Origin of the sequence: Paenibacillus sp. W2I17 (assembly GCF_030815985.1) — a bacterium.
Lineage (GTDB): Bacteria > Bacillota > Bacilli > Paenibacillales > Paenibacillaceae > Paenibacillus.
In genome coordinates this window covers 5,301,773-5,323,201 of record NZ_JAUSXM010000001.1, presented here as the reverse complement: position 1 = coordinate 5,323,201, position 21,429 = coordinate 5,301,773, and the positions used below count along the sequence as shown (strand labels likewise).

At 46.2% G+C, this 21,429-nt stretch carries 16 protein-coding genes; 2 read left to right on the top strand and 14 right to left on the bottom strand.

Going from position 1 to position 21,429, the window contains the following annotated elements:
- Positions 1-39: 39 nt before the first annotated feature.
- From argH to argC, 7 genes are all read right to left on the bottom strand, one after another.
- Positions 40-1,443 carry an argininosuccinate lyase gene (argH, locus tag QF041_RS23765; protein ID WP_036612430.1) on the bottom strand — a complete coding sequence of 468 codons (1,404 nt, stop codon included), beginning with the start codon at positions 1,441-1,443 and terminating at the stop codon, positions 40-42.
- A gap of 106 nt (positions 1,444-1,549) precedes the next feature.
- Complete coding sequence (locus tag QF041_RS23760; protein ID WP_017692004.1) at positions 1,550-2,785, bottom strand: argininosuccinate synthase; 1,236 nt, start codon at positions 2,783-2,785, stop codon at positions 1,550-1,552.
- A 286-nt stretch (positions 2,786-3,071) separates the two neighbouring features.
- Positions 3,072-4,037 (bottom strand): ornithine carbamoyltransferase, encoded by a 966-nt coding sequence (argF, locus tag QF041_RS23755; protein WP_017692003.1) that lies wholly within the window; start codon positions 4,035-4,037, stop codon positions 3,072-3,074.
- Between the two features lie 200 nt (positions 4,038-4,237).
- Entirely contained in the window at positions 4,238-5,491 is a 1,254-nt protein-coding gene (locus tag QF041_RS23750; protein WP_307415916.1) for an aspartate aminotransferase family protein, read from the bottom strand.
- 359 nt (positions 5,492-5,850) lie between these two features.
- Positions 5,851-6,690 (bottom strand): acetylglutamate kinase, encoded by an 840-nt coding sequence (argB, locus tag QF041_RS23745; protein WP_100528444.1) that lies wholly within the window; start codon positions 6,688-6,690, stop codon positions 5,851-5,853.
- A 319-nt stretch (positions 6,691-7,009) separates the two neighbouring features.
- On the bottom strand, positions 7,010-8,248 hold the full coding sequence (argJ, locus tag QF041_RS23740) for a bifunctional glutamate N-acetyltransferase/amino-acid acetyltransferase ArgJ (RefSeq protein ID WP_307415914.1): 1,239 nt from the start codon (positions 8,246-8,248) through the stop codon (positions 7,010-7,012).
- A 131-nt stretch (positions 8,249-8,379) separates the two neighbouring features.
- Positions 8,380-9,429, bottom strand: a complete 1,050-nt coding sequence (gene argC / locus QF041_RS23735) for an N-acetyl-gamma-glutamyl-phosphate reductase (protein ID WP_307415913.1) — start codon at positions 9,427-9,429, stop codon at positions 8,380-8,382.
- Positions 9,430-9,759: 330 nt separating this feature from the next.
- Here argC and cls point away from each other — a divergent pair, with 330 nt between their 5' ends.
- Positions 9,760-11,208: a cardiolipin synthase gene (gene cls / locus QF041_RS23730; protein ID WP_307415912.1), complete on the top strand. Its 1,449-nt coding sequence runs from the start codon at positions 9,760-9,762 to the stop codon at positions 11,206-11,208.
- Positions 11,209-11,456: 248 nt separating this feature from the next.
- Here the strand turns inward: cls and QF041_RS23725 are convergent, their stop codons facing one another.
- From QF041_RS23725 to QF041_RS23705, 5 genes are all read right to left on the bottom strand, one after another.
- A complete protein-coding gene (locus tag QF041_RS23725; RefSeq protein ID WP_145324344.1) occupies positions 11,457-12,365 on the bottom strand; it encodes a YitT family protein in 909 nt (302 codons plus the stop codon).
- 93 nt (positions 12,366-12,458) lie between these two features.
- Positions 12,459-13,572 (bottom strand): peptide chain release factor 2 gene (gene prfB, locus QF041_RS23720; RefSeq protein WP_145324346.1). Its coding sequence is split into 2 segments (ribosomal slippage): positions 12,459-13,499 and positions 13,501-13,572, totalling 1,113 coding nucleotides; the frame shifts between segments, so codons are not numbered across the junction.
- A gap of 285 nt (positions 13,573-13,857) precedes the next feature.
- Positions 13,858-16,362 (bottom strand): preprotein translocase subunit SecA, encoded by a 2,505-nt coding sequence (gene secA / locus QF041_RS23715; RefSeq protein WP_307415911.1) that lies wholly within the window; start codon positions 16,360-16,362, stop codon positions 13,858-13,860.
- A 982-nt stretch (positions 16,363-17,344) separates the two neighbouring features.
- Positions 17,345-17,908, bottom strand: coding sequence for a ribosome hibernation-promoting factor, HPF/YfiA family (gene hpf / locus QF041_RS23710; protein WP_047840659.1), 564 nt, complete (start codon positions 17,906-17,908; stop codon positions 17,345-17,347).
- 421 nt (positions 17,909-18,329) lie between these two features.
- The gene (locus QF041_RS23705; RefSeq protein WP_024631599.1) at positions 18,330-18,527 is read right to left on the bottom strand and encodes a cold shock domain-containing protein; all 198 of its coding nucleotides are present in this window, start codon (positions 18,525-18,527) and stop codon (positions 18,330-18,332) included.
- Between the two features lie 844 nt (positions 18,528-19,371).
- On the opposite strand from QF041_RS23705, the gene QF041_RS23700 reads away from it, so the two are divergent.
- A complete protein-coding gene (locus tag QF041_RS23700; RefSeq protein ID WP_307415910.1) occupies positions 19,372-19,932 on the top strand; it encodes a hypothetical protein in 561 nt (186 codons plus the stop codon).
- Positions 19,933-20,665: 733 nt separating this feature from the next.
- Here the strand turns inward: QF041_RS23700 and fliT are convergent.
- On the bottom strand, positions 20,666-21,001 hold the full coding sequence (gene fliT, locus QF041_RS23695) for a flagellar protein FliT (protein ID WP_307415909.1): 336 nt from the start codon (positions 20,999-21,001) through the stop codon (positions 20,666-20,668).
- Entirely contained in the window at positions 20,994-21,398 is a 405-nt protein-coding gene (gene fliS, locus QF041_RS23690; protein WP_145324353.1) for a flagellar export chaperone FliS, read from the bottom strand. Before fliS ends, fliT begins: the two co-directional genes overlap by 8 nt.
- Positions 21,399-21,429 lie beyond the last annotated feature (31 nt).

Sequence of the window (21,429 nt, the reverse complement as noted above, 5' to 3'; positions counted from 1 at the left end):
CTGTTGTATCTGTAAGGGTACCTTATAGTAGCGGTGGTATTAACCGCGGTTCGTAATCCATTGCTCGGTGATCTCCAGTACCTTCTCACTGCGTCCAATCGCTTCAGCAACTTGACCCGAAGCTGTCCCGCCGTAAACATTACGAGCGTTCACTACCGCTTCCGGTTGCAGCACATCATAGATTCGGTCATCAAACAGTGGTGAGAACTGACGGAATTCATCAATCGTCAGATCCAGCAAATACTTGCTGTTCTGGATACAGTACAGCACGGTTTTACCAATTACTTCATGCGCTTGACGGAAAGGCAAGCCTTCGCCCACGAGGAAGTCGGCAATATCCGTAGCGTTGGAGAAATCCTGGTTGACCGCTTGACGCATCCGATCCTTGTTCACTGTCATCGTCGCGATCATTGGTGCGAATAGTTGCAGTGCACCCTCCAACGTCGCTACTGTGTCAAACATGCCTTCTTTGTCTTCCTGCATGTCTTTGTTGTACGCCAATGGAAGAGACTTCAGTACCGTCAGCAAACCGATCAGGTTGCCGTACACACGTCCTGTTTTACCACGAACAAGTTCAGGAACGTCTGGATTTTTCTTCTGAGGCATGATGCTGCTGCCTGTACAGAACGCATCGTCCAGTTCAACAAATCCAAACTCCGTGCTGCTCCACAGTACCAGCTCTTCACTCAGACGGGACAAGTGGGTCATGATCAGCGAAGCTGCCGCCAGAAACTCAACGATGAAGTCACGGTCGCTTACTGCGTCCAGACTGTTCTCGTAGACGCCATCAAAGCCCAGTTGTTCCGCCACAAAATGACGGTCAATCGGGAATGTTGTGCCCGCGAGCGCACCTGCGCCCAGTGGCAGGATGTTAATGCGTTTGTAGCTGTCCATCAGACGCTCCGCATCCCGTTGGAACATGGATACATACGCCATCAGGTGATGGGCGAACAGAATTGGCTGTGCCCGTTGAAGATGCGTATAACCCGGTACAATCGTATCGAGGTTATCTTTCGCTTGTCCGATCAGTGCTTCCTGCAAGGAATGCAGCATGCCTACAAATCCAACCACGCGTTCGCGCAGGTATAGGTGCATATCCGTTGCAACTTGATCGTTCCGGCTACGGCCTGTATGTAATTTACCCCCTACAGGACCAATCGTCTCGATCAGGTTTTTCTCAATATTCATGTGGATGTCTTCGTCCGATACGGAGAATTCCACTTCGCCCGCACGGATTTTGTGCAGAACGGTGATTAATCCTTCTTTGATGGTCTCTACATCTTCCGCTGGCAGAATGCCGCATTTGCCCAGCATCGTTACATGAGCCAGACTTCCTTGAATATCTTCCTCAGCCAAAGCTTTGTCAAAATTGATCGATGCCGTATATTCCTCAACCAAATGATTGGTTTGTTTTGTAAAACGTCCTCCCCACAGCTTGCTCACAGTGAGTACTCCCCTTTCGCTCATGGACAAAGCCGCTCCTGCCAGATGTGCAAGAACGGCCTGCCTTGTCATTTATATTGATGTAGCTCTTGTATGCAGGTATAAATTAGTTTTTGTTTTGCTCCACGCCGGAGTTTACTTTCAAACGTAATGCATTCAGGCGGATAAAGCCTGTTGCATCACCTTGATCGTAGGCTTGCGTTGGATCAGCTTCCATTGTTGCGATGTCCGGATTGTAGAGGCTGACAGGACTTTTCACACCAGCGCCGATGATGTTGCCTTTGTACAGTTTCACACGAACTGTACCTGTAACGTTCTTCTGGCTTTCAGTCACCAGTGCTTGCAGCGCCAGACGTTCCGGTGCGAACCAGAAACCGTTGTAAACGAGTGTGCTGTAACGTGTGATCAGGCTATCACGCAGGTTCATCACTTCACGGTCCATCGTGATGGACTCCATTTTGCGATGTGCGGTGAACAAAATTGTTCCACCTGGTGTTTCGTATACGCCACGGCTCTTCATACCAACAAAACGGTTCTCAACCATATCTACACGGCCAATACCATGTTTGCCACCCAGCTCGTTCAGTTGCTCCATCACTTGCAGCGGGCTCAAACGCTCACCGTTCAGCGCAACACAGTCACCTTGTTCGAATTCAAGTTCAACATATTCCGCTTGATCTGGTGCATCTTCAGGTGCACTGCTCAGCAGGAACATGTCTTTGTTCTCGTCCGCGCTTGGATCGAACCAAGGATCTTCGAGCACACCGCTCTCATAGCTGATATGCAGCAAGTTACGGTCTGTGGAGTATGGTTTAGCCGCAGAAGCGGTTACCGGAATACCATGTTTTTCAGCGTAAGCAATCATCTCGGCACGTCCCGGGAATTGGTTACGGAATTCCTCCAGACGCCAAGGTGCAATTACGTTAATGTCTGGTGTCAGCGCAGCCGCGTTCAGCTCAAAGCGAACTTGGTCATTACCTTTACCTGTAGCGCCGTGAGCGATGGCTGTAGCACCTTCTGCACGAGCGATATCCACCATACGTTTAGCGATCAGTGGACGAGCGATACTTGTACCAAGCAGGTATTGTCCTTCATAGAGGGCCCCAGCCTGGAACATCGGATAGATGAAATCTTTTGCGAACTCATCGCGTAGATCGTCAATGTATACTTTGGAAGCGCCTGTTGCCAGTGCTTTTTCCTCCAAACCATCCAGTTCATCCTTTTGTCCAATATCCGCTGTGAACGCAATAATCTCTGCATCATACGTTTCTTTCAACCATTTCAAAATTACAGATGTGTCCAACCCGCCTGAATATGCGAGTACAATTTTTTCCTTAGCCATGTTCGATGGTCCTCCCCAAGATCAGTTAAGTTAAACAGAGCCTTCATACACTGAACCCTACGAGCCAGAAAACCCTTCCGATCACTGTTATCCCCAGATTTTTTCATCCCTTTATGACAAAGGGTAAAATCCGGGGATAAAGGCGCACGCTTCGCTTCTTCAGGTTTTTTCTATCTCTTCGTTGTTGTGTATGCTTCTTATTTAACTAACTTTTTAAAGTACATTATAGATGAATCTATCATCGCGAAATCTTCGCCTAAAATCAACCCATTCAATGAAATAGCAGCTATTCGCTCATTAATGCAGCCATTAATGCTTTCTGTGCATGCAAACGATTCTCCGCCTGATCAAAGATCAGGGAGTTCGGTCCGTCAATTACACCGGCACTTACTTCTTCGCCGCGGTGTGCTGGCAGACAATGCAAGAACATGTAGTCCGGCTTCGCGCCTTTCATCAGTTCCTCGTCCACTTGATATGCCGCAAATGCCTGCTCCCGAATCTTTTGCTCTTCCTCAAAGCCCATGCTAGCCCATACATCCGTATACACGATATCTGCATCTTTGGCTGCCTCTTGTGCACTGTAGGTTACAGTCACTTCAGAACCGCTCTCCTGTGCGATAATGCGTGCCTGCTCCACAACTGCGCTATCCGGCTCATAGCCTTCTGGCGTTGCTACAGCAACATGCATACCCATCTTCGCTGCTCCGAGCATCAGGGAATGTGCCATGTTGTTGCCATCTCCGATGTAAGCCATTTTCAGACCTGCGAGCTTGCCTTTGTGCTCCAGCACCGTTTGGAAGTCTGCCAGTACCTGACAAGGATGCGCTGCATCGCTCAGGCCGTTAATGACTGGAACATCAGCATGCTCTGCCAGTTCAGTAACATTATGGTGTCCAAAGGTACGGATCATGATGCCGTCCAGGTAACGGGACAATACTTTGGCTGTATCATGTGTTGTTTCCCCACGACCCAGCTGGATATCATTTTTGCTCAGGAAGAGCGCGTGTCCGCCCAATTGGAACATACCCACTTCAAAGGATACACGTGTACGTGTGGATGATTTTTCAAAAATAAGTCCGATCGTTTTACCTTTCAACGGTTGGAAAGGTACACCGCTTTTTTGCTTGCCTTTAATCTCAATCGCGAGATCAAGCAGATAACGAATTTCCTCGGCCGTGTAGTCCGTGAATTCGATAAAATCCCGGCCTCTCAGATCAATCTTTTGAACCTTTTCCGTCTGTTGTGCTGTCATCTATAATGTCCTCCTTATTTCCGGTTCCCTGCACCCGCATGGGCAGAAGAGAGAGCAACGTTGACACCTTGGCTTCGTGCTTCTCAAATTTATTCATTTCCACCTTCTGCGAGAGTCACCGCGCGGCTACAGGGATTCATCATCTCGTTCTGCTTCGAGGCCGGTAATGGCCCCGATACAGAAAGGTTCTCATTTTTATATTAGGCTTTCGCCGCTACTTGCTCTTCGATCAATGTGGCTACCAGAGATACCGCCTCGTCGATCTCTTCTTTGCTCACATACAGGTTCGGAAGCAAACGAATCACATTTGGTCCTGCAGAGACAAACAAGATACCTCGTTTTTGCCCAGCAAGCACAATATCACCTACCGGTTCAGCGCATTCGATGCCGACCAACAATCCCAAACCACGAACTTCCTTCACAAAGGAGTTACCCGCCAAACGATCCCGTAGGGAGCTCATCAGGTATTCGCCCATCTCCGCTGCACGCTCTGGCAAGCGATCTTCAAGCATCGTTTCGATTGTAGCAATCACAACGGATGAAGCAAGTGGTGTTCCGCCAAATGTCGTCGCATGACTTCCTGGCGTGAACGCATCCCGCAGGAAACCTTTACCCAGCATTGCGCCTACAGGGAAACCACTGCCGATACCTTTGGCAACGGTGAACACGTCTGGCTCAATGCCATAATGTTCGTGTGCAAACAGTTTGCCTGTACGTCCCATTCCCGTTTGAACTTCATCAACAATGAGCAACAATCCATGCTCGTCACACAATTTCCGTACATGTTTGACGAATTCCGGTTCAACCGGATACACACCACCCTCGGCCTGAACCATTTCCAGCATAATAGCTGCAGTGTTGGGTCCAATTGCCGCTTCAAGTGCAGGGATGTCATGCAAAGGTACGGTTACAAATCCGGCTGGCAATGGTAAAAATCCTTCTTTCACCTTATCCTGTCCGGTTGCTGTCAATGTAGCGAGTGTCCGTCCATGGAAGGACTGGGCAAATGTGATCACTTCATAGCGATCTGTGCCTTTCACCTTCTGGTGATAACGACGTGCGACTTTAATAGCCGCTTCGTTCGCTTCGGCACCACTGTTACAGAAAAACACCGCGTCAGCACATGTATTGGCTGTCAACAATGCTGCTGCTTTCTCCTGGCCTGGAATCTGGAATAGGTTGGATACATGCCACAACTCATCAATCTGAGCTTTCAGCTTGGCTCCAACTTTCTCCGGTGCATGGCCCAGGCTAGTTACAGCGAGTCCGCACATGAAATCGAGATAACGGTTACCCTGATCATCCCATAACCAGCTGCCTTTACCTTTAACCAGACTGATTGGATAACGCGCGTACGTTTGGAAAAGTGAGCTTTCCGTCTGTGCCGCTGTACCTGTTGCTGTCGCGCCCGCTACCGCTATGCCAGAACCTGGCTGTTCGTTGCCTTTTGCCATGACCATATCACTCCCTATTGGTTGGTGCACGCCTAAGGTGAATAAACATAACACTAGACCACTTCGATTGCAGTCCATCTTCCGAACGTATGCATACTTCCACTTCGATGACAGAACAACCTTCTGATCGCTGTTATCCCCGGATTTCTTTGATTAATTGTTTAAAGGTAGAAATCCGGGGATAAAGGCGCACGCTTCGCTTCTTCAGGTTATTTCTGTCCTCTCCGTTCTTACGTCTTTTCTTCAGATTGGCTTTGCACTCTTCCGTTATCGCGTTATGTCCAGATTCACAAAAAAATCGTGCACATATTTTTATATATAATATAAGGCTATTAAGACCCTAGCTCATCGAGAGCAAATTATTGCATACGGATGATTCTTGTCCCGATGATTTCTCCGCTGAGCACACGGCTCAGGATCTGAGGTTCGCTGCCGTCTACGATGACGACCTCACGTACTTGACCATGAATACATGCAATTGCTGCACGCACTTTGGGAATCATGCCGCCATAGATTTCTCCGGTCTGGATCATGTCCTCAATCTCTTGTACAGATACGGATGGCAGTACTTTTTTCTCGCCGCCTACGTTCTTCATGATGCCAGGAACGTCAGTCACGACAATCATCCGACTTACGCCGAGATGAGACGCCACTGCACCCGCAGCTGTATCTGCGTTAATGTTGTAGCGTTGTCCAGTTGCATCTACGCCAACTGGTGCGATAACCGGCATGTATCCCATGTTCACGATGCCTTGGATAATCTCTGCGTTCACACCAGTGACATCGCCTACCCAACCGATCTCTGCGTGGTTCGATACGGGCTTCGCCTGAATCAGACCTCCATCAACGCCGGACAAGCCTAGTGCACGACCGCCCACACGTTGAATCAGACGTACGATCTGCTTGTTGATACTTCCAGCGAGCACCATCTCCACTACGTCCAGCACAGGTTCAGTCGTTTTGCGCAGGCCATTAACGAATTCGGTTTCGATACCAAGCTTCGCCAGGTTATCTGAGATCGCAGGACCTCCACCATGCACGATTACCGGTTGCGTGCCCTGAGATTGCAAATCACGCAGATCCGCAAAGAAAGACTCGGGCAATGCTGCCAGCGTGCTGCCTCCACATTTCATGACAAACATCTGTTTCTCTGTGCTCGCTTCCGTTGCGGTACTCTCGTTTGGCATTGTTGAGTTCATGAGGGCAAGCTCCTTTCGTTCAAATATTCTAAAAGGCTTAACACTTAATTGATGCATATTCGGTAGCTGACCGTTCCGAATCCGGATCGTTCTTTTGATCGCTGTTGTCTCCAGGTTTTTTGATTCCCTTTTTAAAGGGGAAACCCGGAGACAAAGGCGAACGCTTCGCTTCTTCAGAATCGATTCCGTCTTCTCCACTGCCTTCGCCAGTTATCTCAAAGACCAAATAAAGTTCAATCCTTATAGATTTTCTATATATTTACGAAACAGCTTCTCATAGGGAAGCTGTTAGCTTCAATAGAATAAATGCTAATTCTTATTAAGTGCGGTATGCGGCGTTAATTCGGACGTAGTCATACGTCAGGTCACAGCCCCAGGCTGTTGCCGTTCCTTCGCCGTGGTGCAAATCCACCACGATGCGAACTGTATCAGTCTGCAAATACGCCAGTGCCACTTCTTCGTCAAACACGACTGGGCGGGACTGCGCGAGTACGGAGATCTCACCCAAACGGATATCCACGGTATCCGGGTTCACCGGTTGTCCTGCACGCCCTACGGCTGCAATAATCCGTCCCCAGTTGGCGTCAGCGCCAAACATGGCGGATTTCACCAGACTGGACCCGATGACAGTTTTCGCGATTGCTTGCGCGGACTCATCACTTACTGCTCCTGTAACTTCTACCTCGACCAGTTTGGTTGCTCCTTCACCATCGCGAGCAATGGCTTTGGCCAACACTTGGCATACATAGGTGAAGCCGGCTGCAAAAGCGTCCCAATCCGGATGCTCTGTGGTCAGCTCTTCATTGCCTGCATATCCACTGGACATAGCTACCAGCATGTCGTTTGTACTTGTATCCCCATCGACTGTAATCATGTTGAATGTATGATTCGTTGCCTGGCGCAGCAGGCGCTGCAACGCTTCTGCACCAATGACCGCGTCAGAGGTCATGAAAGCGAGCATTGTCGCCATATTCGGATGAATCATACCCGAGCCTTTAGCGGCACCTGCAATTGTTACCGTCTTGCCGTTTACCATAACGGAGACGCAGGCTTCCTTTTTCACCAAATCCGTTGTCAGAATCGCTTGTGAAAATTGCTCCGCCTCATTCGACTCCTTGCCCATATGCGCCGGAAGTCCGGTAATGCCTGAATGTACAGCATCCATTTTGAGCAATTCACCAATGACACCTGTGGAAGCCACAGCAACGTCCTCTTCAGCCACACCCAACTCACGCGCAGCAGCCGAACGCATCGCATAAGCATCTTCTTCCCCTTGTTGCCCTGTACATGCATTGGCATTACCACTGTTAACGATAACAGCCTGAAGGCGTCCATTGCTCAAGCTTTCGCGCGTTACTTTGAGTGGTGCGGCTTGAAACACGTTCGTTGTGTATACAGCAGCAGCTGTAGCTGGTATATCACATCGGATCGCTCCGATGTCATTGCGAGATGTCTTTTTCAATCCGCAGTGAAGTCCACCAGCAGTGAATCCCCCAGGGGTTACAATTGTTCCGTTCTCTACCACGGTAAAAGTCTGTTGCTCCACATTCGTTCCCATATCATATCCCCCGTATGCGTTCAGCTATATGCTGATGATCCGCCTGCTTAACCTGATCCGTTCTCCCTAGAAGACTCTGAGAGAGCACTTTTACACCGAATGTTCCAGTGCTCCTCCTGATTTCCAATCCCTTATGGATATACCGGTGTCATGTTCAGCCCGAGGTTCTCCTCCCATCCCATCATCAGGTTCATATTTTGAATCGCTTGCCCGGAAGCACCCTTCACCAGGTTGTCGATGACCGAAATAATCGTTAAACGACCTGTGCGAGGATCCACCGCAAATCCGATATCACAATAGTTGGATCCGTACACTTCCTTGGTAGAAGGCCAGATGCCCGGTTCACGTACACGTACAAAAGGTCTGTTCTCATAATATTTACGGTACAAATCTACGATCTCCCGGTCGCTGTGTCCCCCCACGAGGCTGGCATACATCGTACTCATGATTCCACGTGTCATTGGCACCAGATGTGTTGTGAAGGTAACCGTAACAGGCGTTCCCGTTATACTGCCAAGCACTTGTTCGATCTCGGGAATATGTTGATGTTTATTCAGTTTATAGGCTTTGAAATTCTCATTCATCTCTGCATAATGGTTTGTCAGACTTGTTCCGCGTCCTGCTCCAGATACGCCTGATTTGGCATCAATTATAATAGTAGAAGGATCAATCCAGCCTGCCTCTACAGCAGGGATCAGTCCAAGAAGTGTAGCCGTTGGATAACAGCCCGGGTTTGAAATAAAATTCTGTCCCTTCACTTCTTCACCATACACCTCAGCCATGCCGTATACCGCTTGTTCCAGCAAATCAGCTGAAGGCGCCGGATGTTTGTACCACTCTTCGTACACTGTTCCATCCTTGAGTCTGAAATCGCCAGAAAGGTCAATCACCTTAAGCCCTGCTGCCAGAAGACTTGGTACGAGCTTGGCACTTACGCCGGACGGGGTCGCTGTGAATACCAGATCCGCACGACTCGCAATTTCAGCCGGATCTACACCGTCGAGTGGCCTGTGAATCACGTCCGTCAAATGCGGAAATCCATCTGCGATGGACTCACCACTGCTCGATGATGAGATCACCGATGTGATTTCAACCAGCGGATGGTTCTGGAAAAAACGAATCAGCTCCACCCCGCCGTAGCCGGTGGAACCGACGATTGCTACTTTTAATTTATTATTCACTCTCGCTCCCCCAATCTCGATGTATGCGCTACTTGTGCTGTGCCCTCGCATGAAGGATACTCGAACACAGCAATTCCGTCGCTTATATGCATATTTGTGTATTATTATACGACTCTGGTTATATAAATACAACACTCTATCATCAATTTCACATGGATTTCCATCCAATCCGAACATATCTTTTTTAACATCCGGGACGAATAGGTATACATCTGTTAAAATACGTATTAGTAGGAAACATTACAATCAGGGTCTCATTCATAACTAACCTGCTAATCAAGGACATATGAATAGATTCATGATGGTCATTATGAGACGTGGGGGACTATAGTGCATATCGAATCCATTTTACTTATTGTACTCCTGGGCCTGAATATTATTTTTGCGGCAGCAGTCGTTTTCTTCGAACGGAAGGATGCCAGCGCTTCCTGGGCTTGGCTGCTCGTCTTGAACTTTATTCCGGTGTTTGGGTTTGTACTTTATCTTTTAACCGGTCAGAATCTGACCCGATACCGGCTTTTCCAGTGGAAGGAACGTAAGAAGCTCGGGCTAGAGGAACGTATTGAAGCCCAGCTCACACAGTTGCACGATAACCGCGCCCCTTTCCGCAACCAAGCAACCGAGAGTAGCCAGGACATGATTTATATGAACCTGAAGCAGAACGGTGCTCTGTTAACGGAGGATAATGCGGTTGAGATCATTACGGACGGAACAGACAAGTTCCAGCGGCTCTTGGATGACATCGAAGCGGCTCAGGATCACGTACACGTACAATACTACATCTATAGAGGCGACCGTCTGGGCAAAAGAATCCGGGATGCACTCATCCGCAAAGCGCGGGAAGGCATCAAAGTTCGTTTACTGTATGACGCGCTCGGATCACGGCGGGTATCAAAACGTTTTTTCAAAGAATTGCGCGAAGCAGGCGGTTTGGTTGAAGTCTTTTTCCCCTCCAAATTCAGTCTGATCAACTTGCGTATGAACTACCGGAACCACCGTAAAATTGTCATCATTGATGGTAACCTCGGGTACACGGGCGGATTTAACGTCGGAGATGAGTATCTTGGCTTAAACTCGAAATTTGGTTACTGGCGCGACACACATCTGCGTATTCAGGGGAATGCCGTTCATGCGCTGCAGACCCGTTTCCTTCTGGATTGGAATGAAGCGTCCAAACAACACGACACACCTTACGTTCCGGCGCATTTCCCTCATATCGAGGGCACTGGAAAGATTGCCATGCAGATTGTCTCCAGTGGACCGGATGCAGAGACTGAACATATCAAGAACAGTTATCTCAAGATGATTAATGGTGCCAAACAATCGATTCTGATTCAAACGCCTTATTTTATCCCGGATGCCAGTGTATTCGAAGCTATTCGTCTCGCGTGTCTGTCCGGCATAGATGTTCGTATCATGATTCCAAATAAACCCGATCATGCCTTTGTATATTGGGCTACGCTATCTTATATTGGTGAGTTGTTGAAGGTGGGCGCCAAAGTATTTATATATGATAATGGCTTCATTCATGCCAAAACACTTATCATTGACAGTTTGGTTGCATCCGTGGGAACCGCCAATATTGACTACCGCAGTTTCCGGTTAAACTTTGAGGTTAATGCTTTTATGTATGATGAAGCGATTGCGACAGCACTTGTACAAACCTTTGAGCACGACCTGCATGTATCGCGGGAAATGACGCTTGATGAATACCAAAAACGTAGTCTGATTATCCGCTTCAAAGAAGCGATTTCCCGTCTGTTGTCTCCGATTCTGTAGCGGTGGCACTCCAATGACAGAATCCCTTCCGATCGCTGTTATCCCCAGGATAAAGGCGAACGCTTCGCTTCTTCAGGCTATTTCTGTCCTCTCCGTTATCGTGATGTTTAGTCGAAATTATAGTAATAGTAAAAAAAACAGGCATATCCTCTCCCGTCATTTCGGAGAAGGATATGCCTGTTTTTTTCTTGTTTTGAACTCCCAAACTTATTAAGCCTATATGGTTCACTCGCTATTTTTCACACCGTTCACACATGTTCTCCCCGCTTAAAACCTTCGCCGAGCACTTCATGCGCGTTACTGATAATGACAAAAGCCCCCGGGTCCACAGACCGGATCAACGCTTTGAGTCTTGGCACCTCATTTTGCCCAACCACTACCATTAGTACTGTACGTTGATCGTCAGTGTAACCACCTTTGGCTTCCAGCTTCGTTAATCCGCGATCCAAGTCATCCAGAATCACTTTGCTAATCGCTTCCGTCTGGTTGGAGATAATATATGCTACCTTGGAGAAGCCCAACCCCATCTCGACGGCATCGATCACTTTACCGGTAACATACAACCCAATCAACGCATAGAGAGACTGTTCCAATGACAATACAAAAGCAGCCATAATAATAACCGTGGCATCCATAATCACAACACAGAGAGAGTAACTGAGTCCACTGTACTTCTGCACGATTCTGGCAAGAATGCTCATGCCGCCTGTTGATCCTCTACCCCGGTATACAATTCCGATCCCCAGGCCAACGCCAATTCCACCATACAGTGAACCAAGGAGTGGATTCGTTGTTGGAATCGCCCAATCCTTCGTAAGATAGACTAACAGTGGCAGGACAATACTTCCCAGTACTGAGCGAACACCATACTGCTTGCCAATGAGCAGGAAACCCGCAATCAGAAGTGGAATGTTAATTGCCCATTGGGTGTATGCCGGCTCCAGATTGAGCCACTCCTTGCCCAGAATTGATAAGCCTGACACCCCACCCGAAGCGATCTGATTCGGTAATAAAAATAAATTAAAGGCCACTGCGATTAAAAACGAACCTACAATGATGGATACCGTATCCACCACGTTCCTCCATGGACCATTGAGTGGAATGAGGCTAGTTATCCTCTTTTTGCGATTATTGTGAAGTTGTGATCGTTGTTGCATATCATCTTGCTCTCCTTTTGTCTGTAAACTCAAAAAAAGCTCCTGTACACACCAGCATACGCCTACACGTATGGGTCCATACAGGAACTTATATTAATCGGTTTCTACTTTAATCTGGCTACGCAAATAACCATCGATGAATGCATCGAGGTCGCCGTCCATTACTGCTCCTGTATTTCCAGTCTCTACGCTTGTACGGTGATCCTTTACCATACTATAGGGATGGAACACATAGGAGCGAATCTGGCTACCCCATGAAATATCCGATTGATCTCCTCGGATTTCATCCAGCTGTTGTTTTTGCTCTTCAATTTTACGCTCATACAATTTCGAACGGAGCATCGTCATCGCTCGCTCACGGTTCTTGATCTGTGAACGCTCATTCTGACACGTTACAACTACACCTGTCGGAAGGTGAGTAATCCGTACGGCAGAGTCGGTGGTATTAATATGTTGTCCACCCGCGCCACTTGCCCGGTACGTATCGATCTTGAGATCCTCTGTGCGAATGTCCAATTCAATCGTATCATCAATCTCCGGTACCACATCACAGGATACGAAGGACGTATGTCTACGGCCCGATGAGTCAAAAGGAGAGATCCGCACCAGTCGGTGTACACCCTTCTCGGCTTTCAGATATCCATAAGCGTTATGTCCCTTAATCGACAACGTAACACTCTTGATCCCAGCCTCATCACCTGGCAGATAATCCAATACCTCAACCTTGAAGCCACGCTTCTCGGACCAACGTGTGTACATCCGGAGCAGCATCTGTCCCCAATCTTGGGACTCGGTACCACCCGCACCCGGGTGAAGCTCCAGAATCGCATTCATCTTGTCATATGGTTGATTCAGCAGAAGCTGAAGTTCGAACTCTGCGACTTTGTTCACGATCGCTGTAATACTGTTACCAATCTCGGATGCGAGGTCTTCGTCGCCTTCTTCGTCCGCCAGCTCAATCATCATCACCGCATCATCATAATCTTGTTGAAGTTTGGTGTATTGATCTACAGATCCCTTTACCGCGTTTAACTCAGCGATTACGGATTGTGCCTTGTCACTGTCATCCCAGAAATCCGGGGCAGACATCTTCACTTCGAAGTTGCCGATCATCTCTTGCTTCAGATCTAAGTCAAAGAGACCCCCTAAGGTTTGTTAGTTTCTTGCCTATTTCACGCAGGTCATGCTTCACATTTGGATCGATCATGTGCAATTCCTCTTTTCATTAAGATAAGCTCCCCGCATCCAGGGCATTCCTCCAGATCAAGTATCCGATGCGCCAAACCGGTGTTGAGATTACTGGTGTATCAGTATATCTCTTCTCCGTGATCATGGTCATATTATTATAACTATGCACCATTAATCTGTTTTGCATCCTTCACTTCATCCTATGGAATACCCGGCTGCGAGGAGCCGTTCATGTCATGCTATATAAGTTGACCTAGTAAATGTTACACCTGCACTCCGATTACAGTAGCATCTTCCGATCGCGCTACTCTTGACCGTGGCAGTGTTTGAACTTCTTGCCACTACCGCATGGACATGGATCGTTACGTCCGATTTGGTCAGAAACCTTCACTGGACGTTTCTCAGCAGGCTCACCGCTTGTCGAGATCTGGCTTTCCTCAACAACCGCTTGACGCTCCTGATTGCTCTCGATCTGTGCTCTCATCACATATGTCGCTACTTCTTCCTGAATCGAAGCGATCATCTGATGGAACATCTCGAAGCCTTCGAACTGGTATTCACGCAGTGGATCTGTACCACCGTAGGCGCGAAGGTGGATACCTTGACGCAATTGATCCATTGCATCAATATGATCCATCCACTTGCTGTCTACTGCACGGAGCACAACGACTTTCTCGAACTCACGAACCATCTCTTCGCCAATTCGCTCTTCACGTGCATTGTACTTGTTCTGAACTTTCGTAAACAGGAACTCGATAATCTCTTCTGCTTCCTTGCCCCACAGATCATCTTTAGTTATGGAACCATCGTCCAGCAATTTGCTGTTCATGTAATCAGCAACTTCCTGAAGCTCCCAGTTTTCCGGGATATCGTCACTACAATGTGCTTCAACGATACGTTCAATGGAAGGTTTGATCATATCCATAACGATCTGTTTGATATTTTCGGACTCCAGTACCTCGCGGCGCTGTTTATATATAATTTCACGTTGTTGGTTCATAACATCATCATATTGGAGGACGATTTTACGTACGTCAAAGTTGTTACCTTCAACACGCTTCTGCGCTGATTCTACTGCACGGGTAATCATTCGGCTCTCAATCGGTTGGTCTTCTTCAAAACCAAGGCGCTCCATCATGTTCAATACATTGTCTGCACCGAAACGTCTCATCAATTCATCACCCAGTGACAGGTAGAATTGTGTTGAACCCGGGTCACCTTGACGTCCCGCACGACCACGCAGCTGATTATCAATCCGGCGTGATTCGTGACGCTCTGTACCGATGATATGAAGGCCGCCTACTTCAGCTACACCTTCACCCAAGATAATATCTGTACCCCGTCCAGCCATGTTGGTTGCAATCGTTACTGCACCCGCTTGACCAGCTCCTGAGATGATCTCTGCTTCTTCCGCATGGTACTTGGCGTTCAGTACCTGGTGTTTTACACCACGGCGTTTCAGCATGTCAGACAGGCGCTCCGAGTTCTCGATGGATACTGTACCTACCAGAACCGGCTGGTTCTTACTGTGGCGTGCCACGATCTCTTCTACGACGGCATTGAACTTGCCATCGATGCTTTTATACACGACATCTGCCATGTCATCGCGTTTGTTTGGACGGTTGGTTGGAATTTGCAGTACTTCGAGACCGTAGATTTTTTTAAACTCTTCTTCCTCGGTTTTCGCTGTACCCGTCATACCCGCAAGTTTACGGTACATCCGGAAATAGTTCTGGAAGGTAATCGTAGCAAGCGTCATGCTTTCGTTTTGTACTTCAATGCCTTCTTTGGCTTCAATCGCCTGATGCAATCCATCACTGTAACGACGTCCAGACATCAGACGACCTGTGAATTCATCAACGATCATGACTTCCTCATCACTGACAACATAATCCACGTCACGACGCATGATTGCATTAGCTTTCAAGCCCTGTACAATGTGATGGTTGAGAGTTACATTGGCATGATCATACAAGTTCTCGATACCAAATGCTTTCTCTGCTTTTGCCACGCCCGCCTCAGTCAACGCTACGGATTTCACCTTAATGTCTACCGTAAAGTCTTCTTCCGGCACCAAACGTTTCACAAAACGATCTGCTGCATAGTACATATCCGTCGACTTCTGAGCTTGTCCAGAGATAATGAGTGGCGTACGCGCCTCATCGACCAGGATGGAGTCCACTTCATCAATGATACAGAAGAACAATGGACGTTGTACCATTTGCTCTTTGTATAGCACCATGTTGTCACGCAGATAGTCAAATCCAAACTCGTTGTTCGTTCCGTACGTAATATCACATGCATACGCATGTTGTTTCAAAGCATGGTCCATACCGCTCAGGTTAACCCCTACCGACATGCCCATGAATTCATAGATTTGTCCCATTTCCTGGCTATCCCGTTGTGCCAAATAGTCATTGACCGTGACCACGTGTACACCTTTGGACATCAACGCGTTCAGATATACCGGAAGTGTTCCTACCAGCGTTTTACCTTCACCCGTTTTCATCTCGGAAATACGGCCTTCATGCAGAGCGATACCGCCCAGCATCTGTACATCGTAGTGACGTTTGCCCAGCACACGACGTGATGCCTCACGTACGGTTGCAAATGCCTCTGGAAGAAGCTCATCTGTTGTTTCTCCCTTTTCAATACGAGCACGGTATTCGTCCGTTTTACCTTTCAGTTGTTCATCAGACAACGCCTGAAATTGTGGTTCCAGTTTATTGATCACATCGACCGTCTTCATCAGACGTTTAACATCACGTTCATTCATGTCGCCGAAGATCTTTTTGACAAGTCCTAGCATGGTATACCCCTTTCGTGCAAAACAGAATAGACCCCCTGTTGCCGCCACGCGACACCATCGGATGGATGTTGTATCCACTTGCCCGGGGGTGACAAACAATATGATTTGAGCTTAATGAAGGTTACACTTCATCAACTCAGTTGCCAGAATGTCCTTTCGATCGCTGTTATCCCCTGATTTCTTTTAAACTCTCTTCTCAGAGGGTTAAATCCGGGGATAAAGGCGAACGCTTCGCTTCTACAGGTCATTTCTGCCCTCTTCGTCATTCGTGTAAAAATCAAATTCAAATCATATACTAATAAGTAATATGATGAATCAACTCCAGGCTTGCCAAGGGTTCCTCATGAAGCTGATTCGGTATTCAAACGGATTCGGTTATTAAAAACTAGCCGAAGCCCGAGCCTTGCGAATCATGTTCATGGTGCTGTGCCTGTCATTGATTATGATTAGCGATCATTCGTTGACAATTCCTCATCAGGACAATGATTCTCTTTGCATAAATTGTAACAGTTTGTAAGGGCCGCCGCAACACGCCACGGCACACTTCTTTGAACTTCTGAGACATATCAAATGGAGTTTAAGTGCAAAAAATCATAGTCGTTAGCGGAAGCGTTCAATTGTCATGTTTCGTTTTGCAGGATAGACACCCCTGTCAACGAATTTTGATGGTAAATTTGGATGGAAATCTCAATATCCAGTTCTCGAATGTAGGTGTACGAATATTTTCGTAACCATCCGAATCTGGCAGTAAACTTTTACAGTTTGTGCTTCTTCTTACTATCTATTAGACGCAGCAGCATAGGGAATAGTTTCACCATTTTATTTCCAAAGGTGATTTCCCAGCTCCTCTACGCACAAAAGAGCCCCATCCCCTAAGGAATGGAAGCTCTTGTTAAGTCTAATCCAGGAAACTACAGTCCCTGTGTTCATTATTATTAGATATTCATATGCAAGTTCGATCCGATGATCCTGTACATTAAGATTAACCTTGTTCGATCAATCCGTACTTACCATCGTTCCGTTTGTAAACTACGCTAACTTCTTCACTGTCAATGTTGGAGAATACGAAGAAATTATGACCAACCATGTTCATTTGGAGGATGGCCTCTTCCACGTCCATTGGTTTCAACATAAAGCGTTTCGTCCGTACAACTTCCAGATCATCGTCATCCGTGTCCGCATCCAGCTCAGCTGTAGCTACAGTACCTGTTGGATCTTCAACGAAGAGTGTTTTCAGGCTACCTTCCTGGCGGAACTTACGGTTAATTTTTGTTTTGTGTTTGCGGATCTGACGTTCCAGCTTGTCCACCACGGAGTCAATGGATGCGTACATATCGTCGCTCTCATCCTCGGCGCGGAGCACAATGCCTTTCAAAGGGATCGTCACCTCTACCGTATGCAAGCCTCTCGTCGTGCTCAATGTAACAGCACCGTCAGAGTTAAGGGGTGCATCGAAATACTTCTCGAGTCTACTCAACTTTTTGTCGACATAATCCTTCAAAGCATCAGTAACCTCGATTTGTTGACCTCGAATACTTAAATTCATAGGGCACTCCTCCTTTTTCCTTTGCCACTTCATTATAACACGAATGTAAGCGCCATGTAAAAACTCCCGGTGACCGAATAATGACGTCTGTTCAAGCCACATCTGCCAACGTAGGCATAACGCCATATTTCGCGATATTCCATCATATTCAGCCATAATCGCAAATTTACATGCTATGTCTTATTAGGCGCTTGATGATGTAATTAACCCATTTTGAGCTTGCTCAATCTATTATGTAAAATGAACTTTAATCTATCGCTTGAATCTATTAGATTTTTAAGAATAATGTTTCCTAAACGATCCTCAAATCTGTATTCTATTAGAACAAAAAAAGACCCCGAAACGTACCGGAGTCTGATGCTAGCGATAATTCAATTTGGTAACCATCTAACCATATATGTAGGTCGGATTGTCCGGATGATTATAATTTGATTACGTTAGCTGCTTGCGGTCCACGCGCACCTTCGACGATGTCGAATTCTACGGATTGACCTTCTTCCAAAGTTTTGAATCCTTCGGATTGAATTGCGGAGAAATGTACGAATACGTCGCCGCCGTCTTCAGTTTCAATGAAACCGTAACCTTTTTCTGCGTTGAACCATTTTACTTTACCTTGCATGCACTAACATTCCCTTCGTCATCAAATGAAGTGAAGCTTTCGGCCTTAACCTCTGCCCACAATTCAGATAATACCATCCAAAGTTATCCATTGTCAATTGGTAATGAAAATGTTTTATTGGAAGTTTTTTGTATATTATTGTCGAACTTATGAAAAATGTAATTGATTCAACGTTTAGAGAATATGAATTATGACATCTGCTCAGACAATAAAAAATCTGAGAAGCTATTTAATATTTAGGAATCATCGTAATCTACGTTAAAGCAAGCTATGTATATTTCTGGCGAACATAAATTCCACTTAAATAATCATAATCAATCCTAAGATAATCTATTTTTTCCTATCTCTCCGACTAAGCTCAGTAATCGGCAAGGTAGAAGGCATTACAATAGTGAAGTTTGATTTACATTCAACAAATTCTAATGGGTTTTCATCATCCGTACAGAACACCGAATCAATCTTACTTCGATTACCTACTAGTTACCGAACATATTTAATAGTATATTCCATAAAAACCTTATTCTTCATTAAGCTTACGGTGTATGGACCGTATCTATAAATAACCACCTCCAACAATTCAAGCAAGCCACTGGACGAATAGTGGTTTCGATCTAGATCGAGTGGTACAAGGGGAACTTAGCGTAGACGTTAATAACAAACATAAAGAGTCCAATTGATGTTCATATCCATTAAACGTAAAATTAAGTGTGGTAATTATTATCTATTGTATAAGGGGAGGTTACCAAGATGATTCACAGCGTTCTAAAGTCGAAATGGCAAAAAATCAGCCGTATATCCTTCACGCTTCGCGATGCCTACCAGGCGTAGTATACAGTGTATATCTATGCTCCAAAAGAAAAAAAACGATCCTAGCCGAGGAGGATTACTGGATGGGCAAAAAACCTGGCGACCATACATACACAGGGAATTATCGAGCAGCATTGTTAAAGAGAAGGCGACCCAAGGTACCCTACAAGTCGCTAACTTTAAACTTGATCTTCATTCGATTACGTTGCCCCAAAATTGGCATTACACGATTAATAGCAAGGCAAAGGGTACTCCATTACTACTGCTAATTACTGATTGGGGTTCCTCTAACTTCAACTTAGCTAAACCATTCATTGTACGTTCAAACGTATTACAACCGCTAACATTCGTAGATAGCAAGGGTAAAAAGATTGATAACTCCTTCTCTGCCGGCAGAGATGATGTTGTACGTATGCTGTCTGATGCCAGGGTACAGTTCAGATTCTACAATAACAGTGTTTTTAAAAATGAAATCGAAACCTTCAAACTGAATATCAGTAAATTACAGCTACGGTTAATTGATACCCGATATGTTAGCTTCGAGCAAGCAGATGGCCTAATTCAGGGGTTGGAGATCGTGCCTATCTGGAAAATATGAAGAATTCGGCTATGAAAGGGATACTACCCAATCAGCCCAGTTTAAGCTAGGGATGACTCATAAGTCTCTACGCAGTAGATTAAAGAGGGCTCATTACAAGGAGAACGGTGAATGGGGAGCATACTATGTGTACTCTCAGAACGCGATCGGTTTTGATTCTTATCTGCATGAACTGGACAACAGTTCAAGAGTCATGGGTGTTCAATTTGTTTCCCGGGCAACAATACCTGTATCCTGATATGGTGAAGTTATGGCTAGGGAAGCCGCAGCATGAGTATATGAACGAAGCGGAAGGTGGATGTGACATGATCTACATATACGGTCCTAACACGCTTTCCTTCCATTATCTCGATGAGTATGAAGAGATATATCTGATTAGGATCTATAAATGACTCCGAATGAATACCGCAGAGCCGTACAACAAAAATACCTTAGCACATGATCCGAGCTACCGTTTCTTAACCTCACTAGTAATTTCAGATTCACAAATGACTAGACGAAGTCTGCTTGAAGAGTCCTCAAAATGATTTTATTCAAATATATTCTAGTAAAAGATATTGATCCATTAAGGTGGTTAGACAAACTTTAAACTATGAGTTAAATAACTGGTTTCTACGCGTTTGAATCAAGTTCTTCCGATAATCCGCAAAATAAATAAGACATCCGGCAAGTGGAAACAGAAGCTGCATATCTCCTCTGTCTCCAAAGCACCGATATGCCTTGTTGTTACATTCTATTTCCGACTATCCATCAGATAAGCATCTGGCGTATAGGCTGTTTCATAGACACTTCGCTGTGCTTTAGCCTGATTGCGCTGCTTCATCCAATGAGCCGCTTCGTTGAGTAAGAAATTAATGCGAACTTGAATCGTCGTATCACGGCCAATAACTGCTCTTATGCACTGTTTTTCTACTTCTGTTAGCGGACTTTCCGACGCTTCCTGTTCGATCTGATCCACGATGATCTGTCTTCGGTCCATCAGTTCGGAGAGCTCTTCATAAGTCAGCGCACCCAGCCTGCTCTGGATATCTTCCGACAGCTCTTCGAGAAGTCTGATCGAATCAGACATTAACCGCACTCCCTACGGAAGGCGCCGGAGTCGCAGAATCAAGTTTGCTGGCTTCGATCCAGGTTTCTTTTAGATCACACAGGTAGCCGAGAGCTTCTTCGGCCAGTTCTTTGGATTTTTTGATATTGGCTTGAATTAGAAGATGATTCATATATTCATATAAGGAAAATAAACTTTCCGATATTTCATAAGAGCGGTCTAAAGTAGCCATAAGTTCAAATACGATCGTCTGAGCCTTTCCGAAAAAGAGATTTGCTTTTTCAATATCTCCATTCTCGACTCCATGAATCGCTGTTTTCACAAAACGAATTGCTCCATCGTAAGTCATGATTAGAAGTTGTGCAGGAGAAGTTTGAACTGCATTTTGGCGATATTTCTCATGTGGGGAAGTCATCATCTTCTCATTCACCCTTTACATAATTATTATT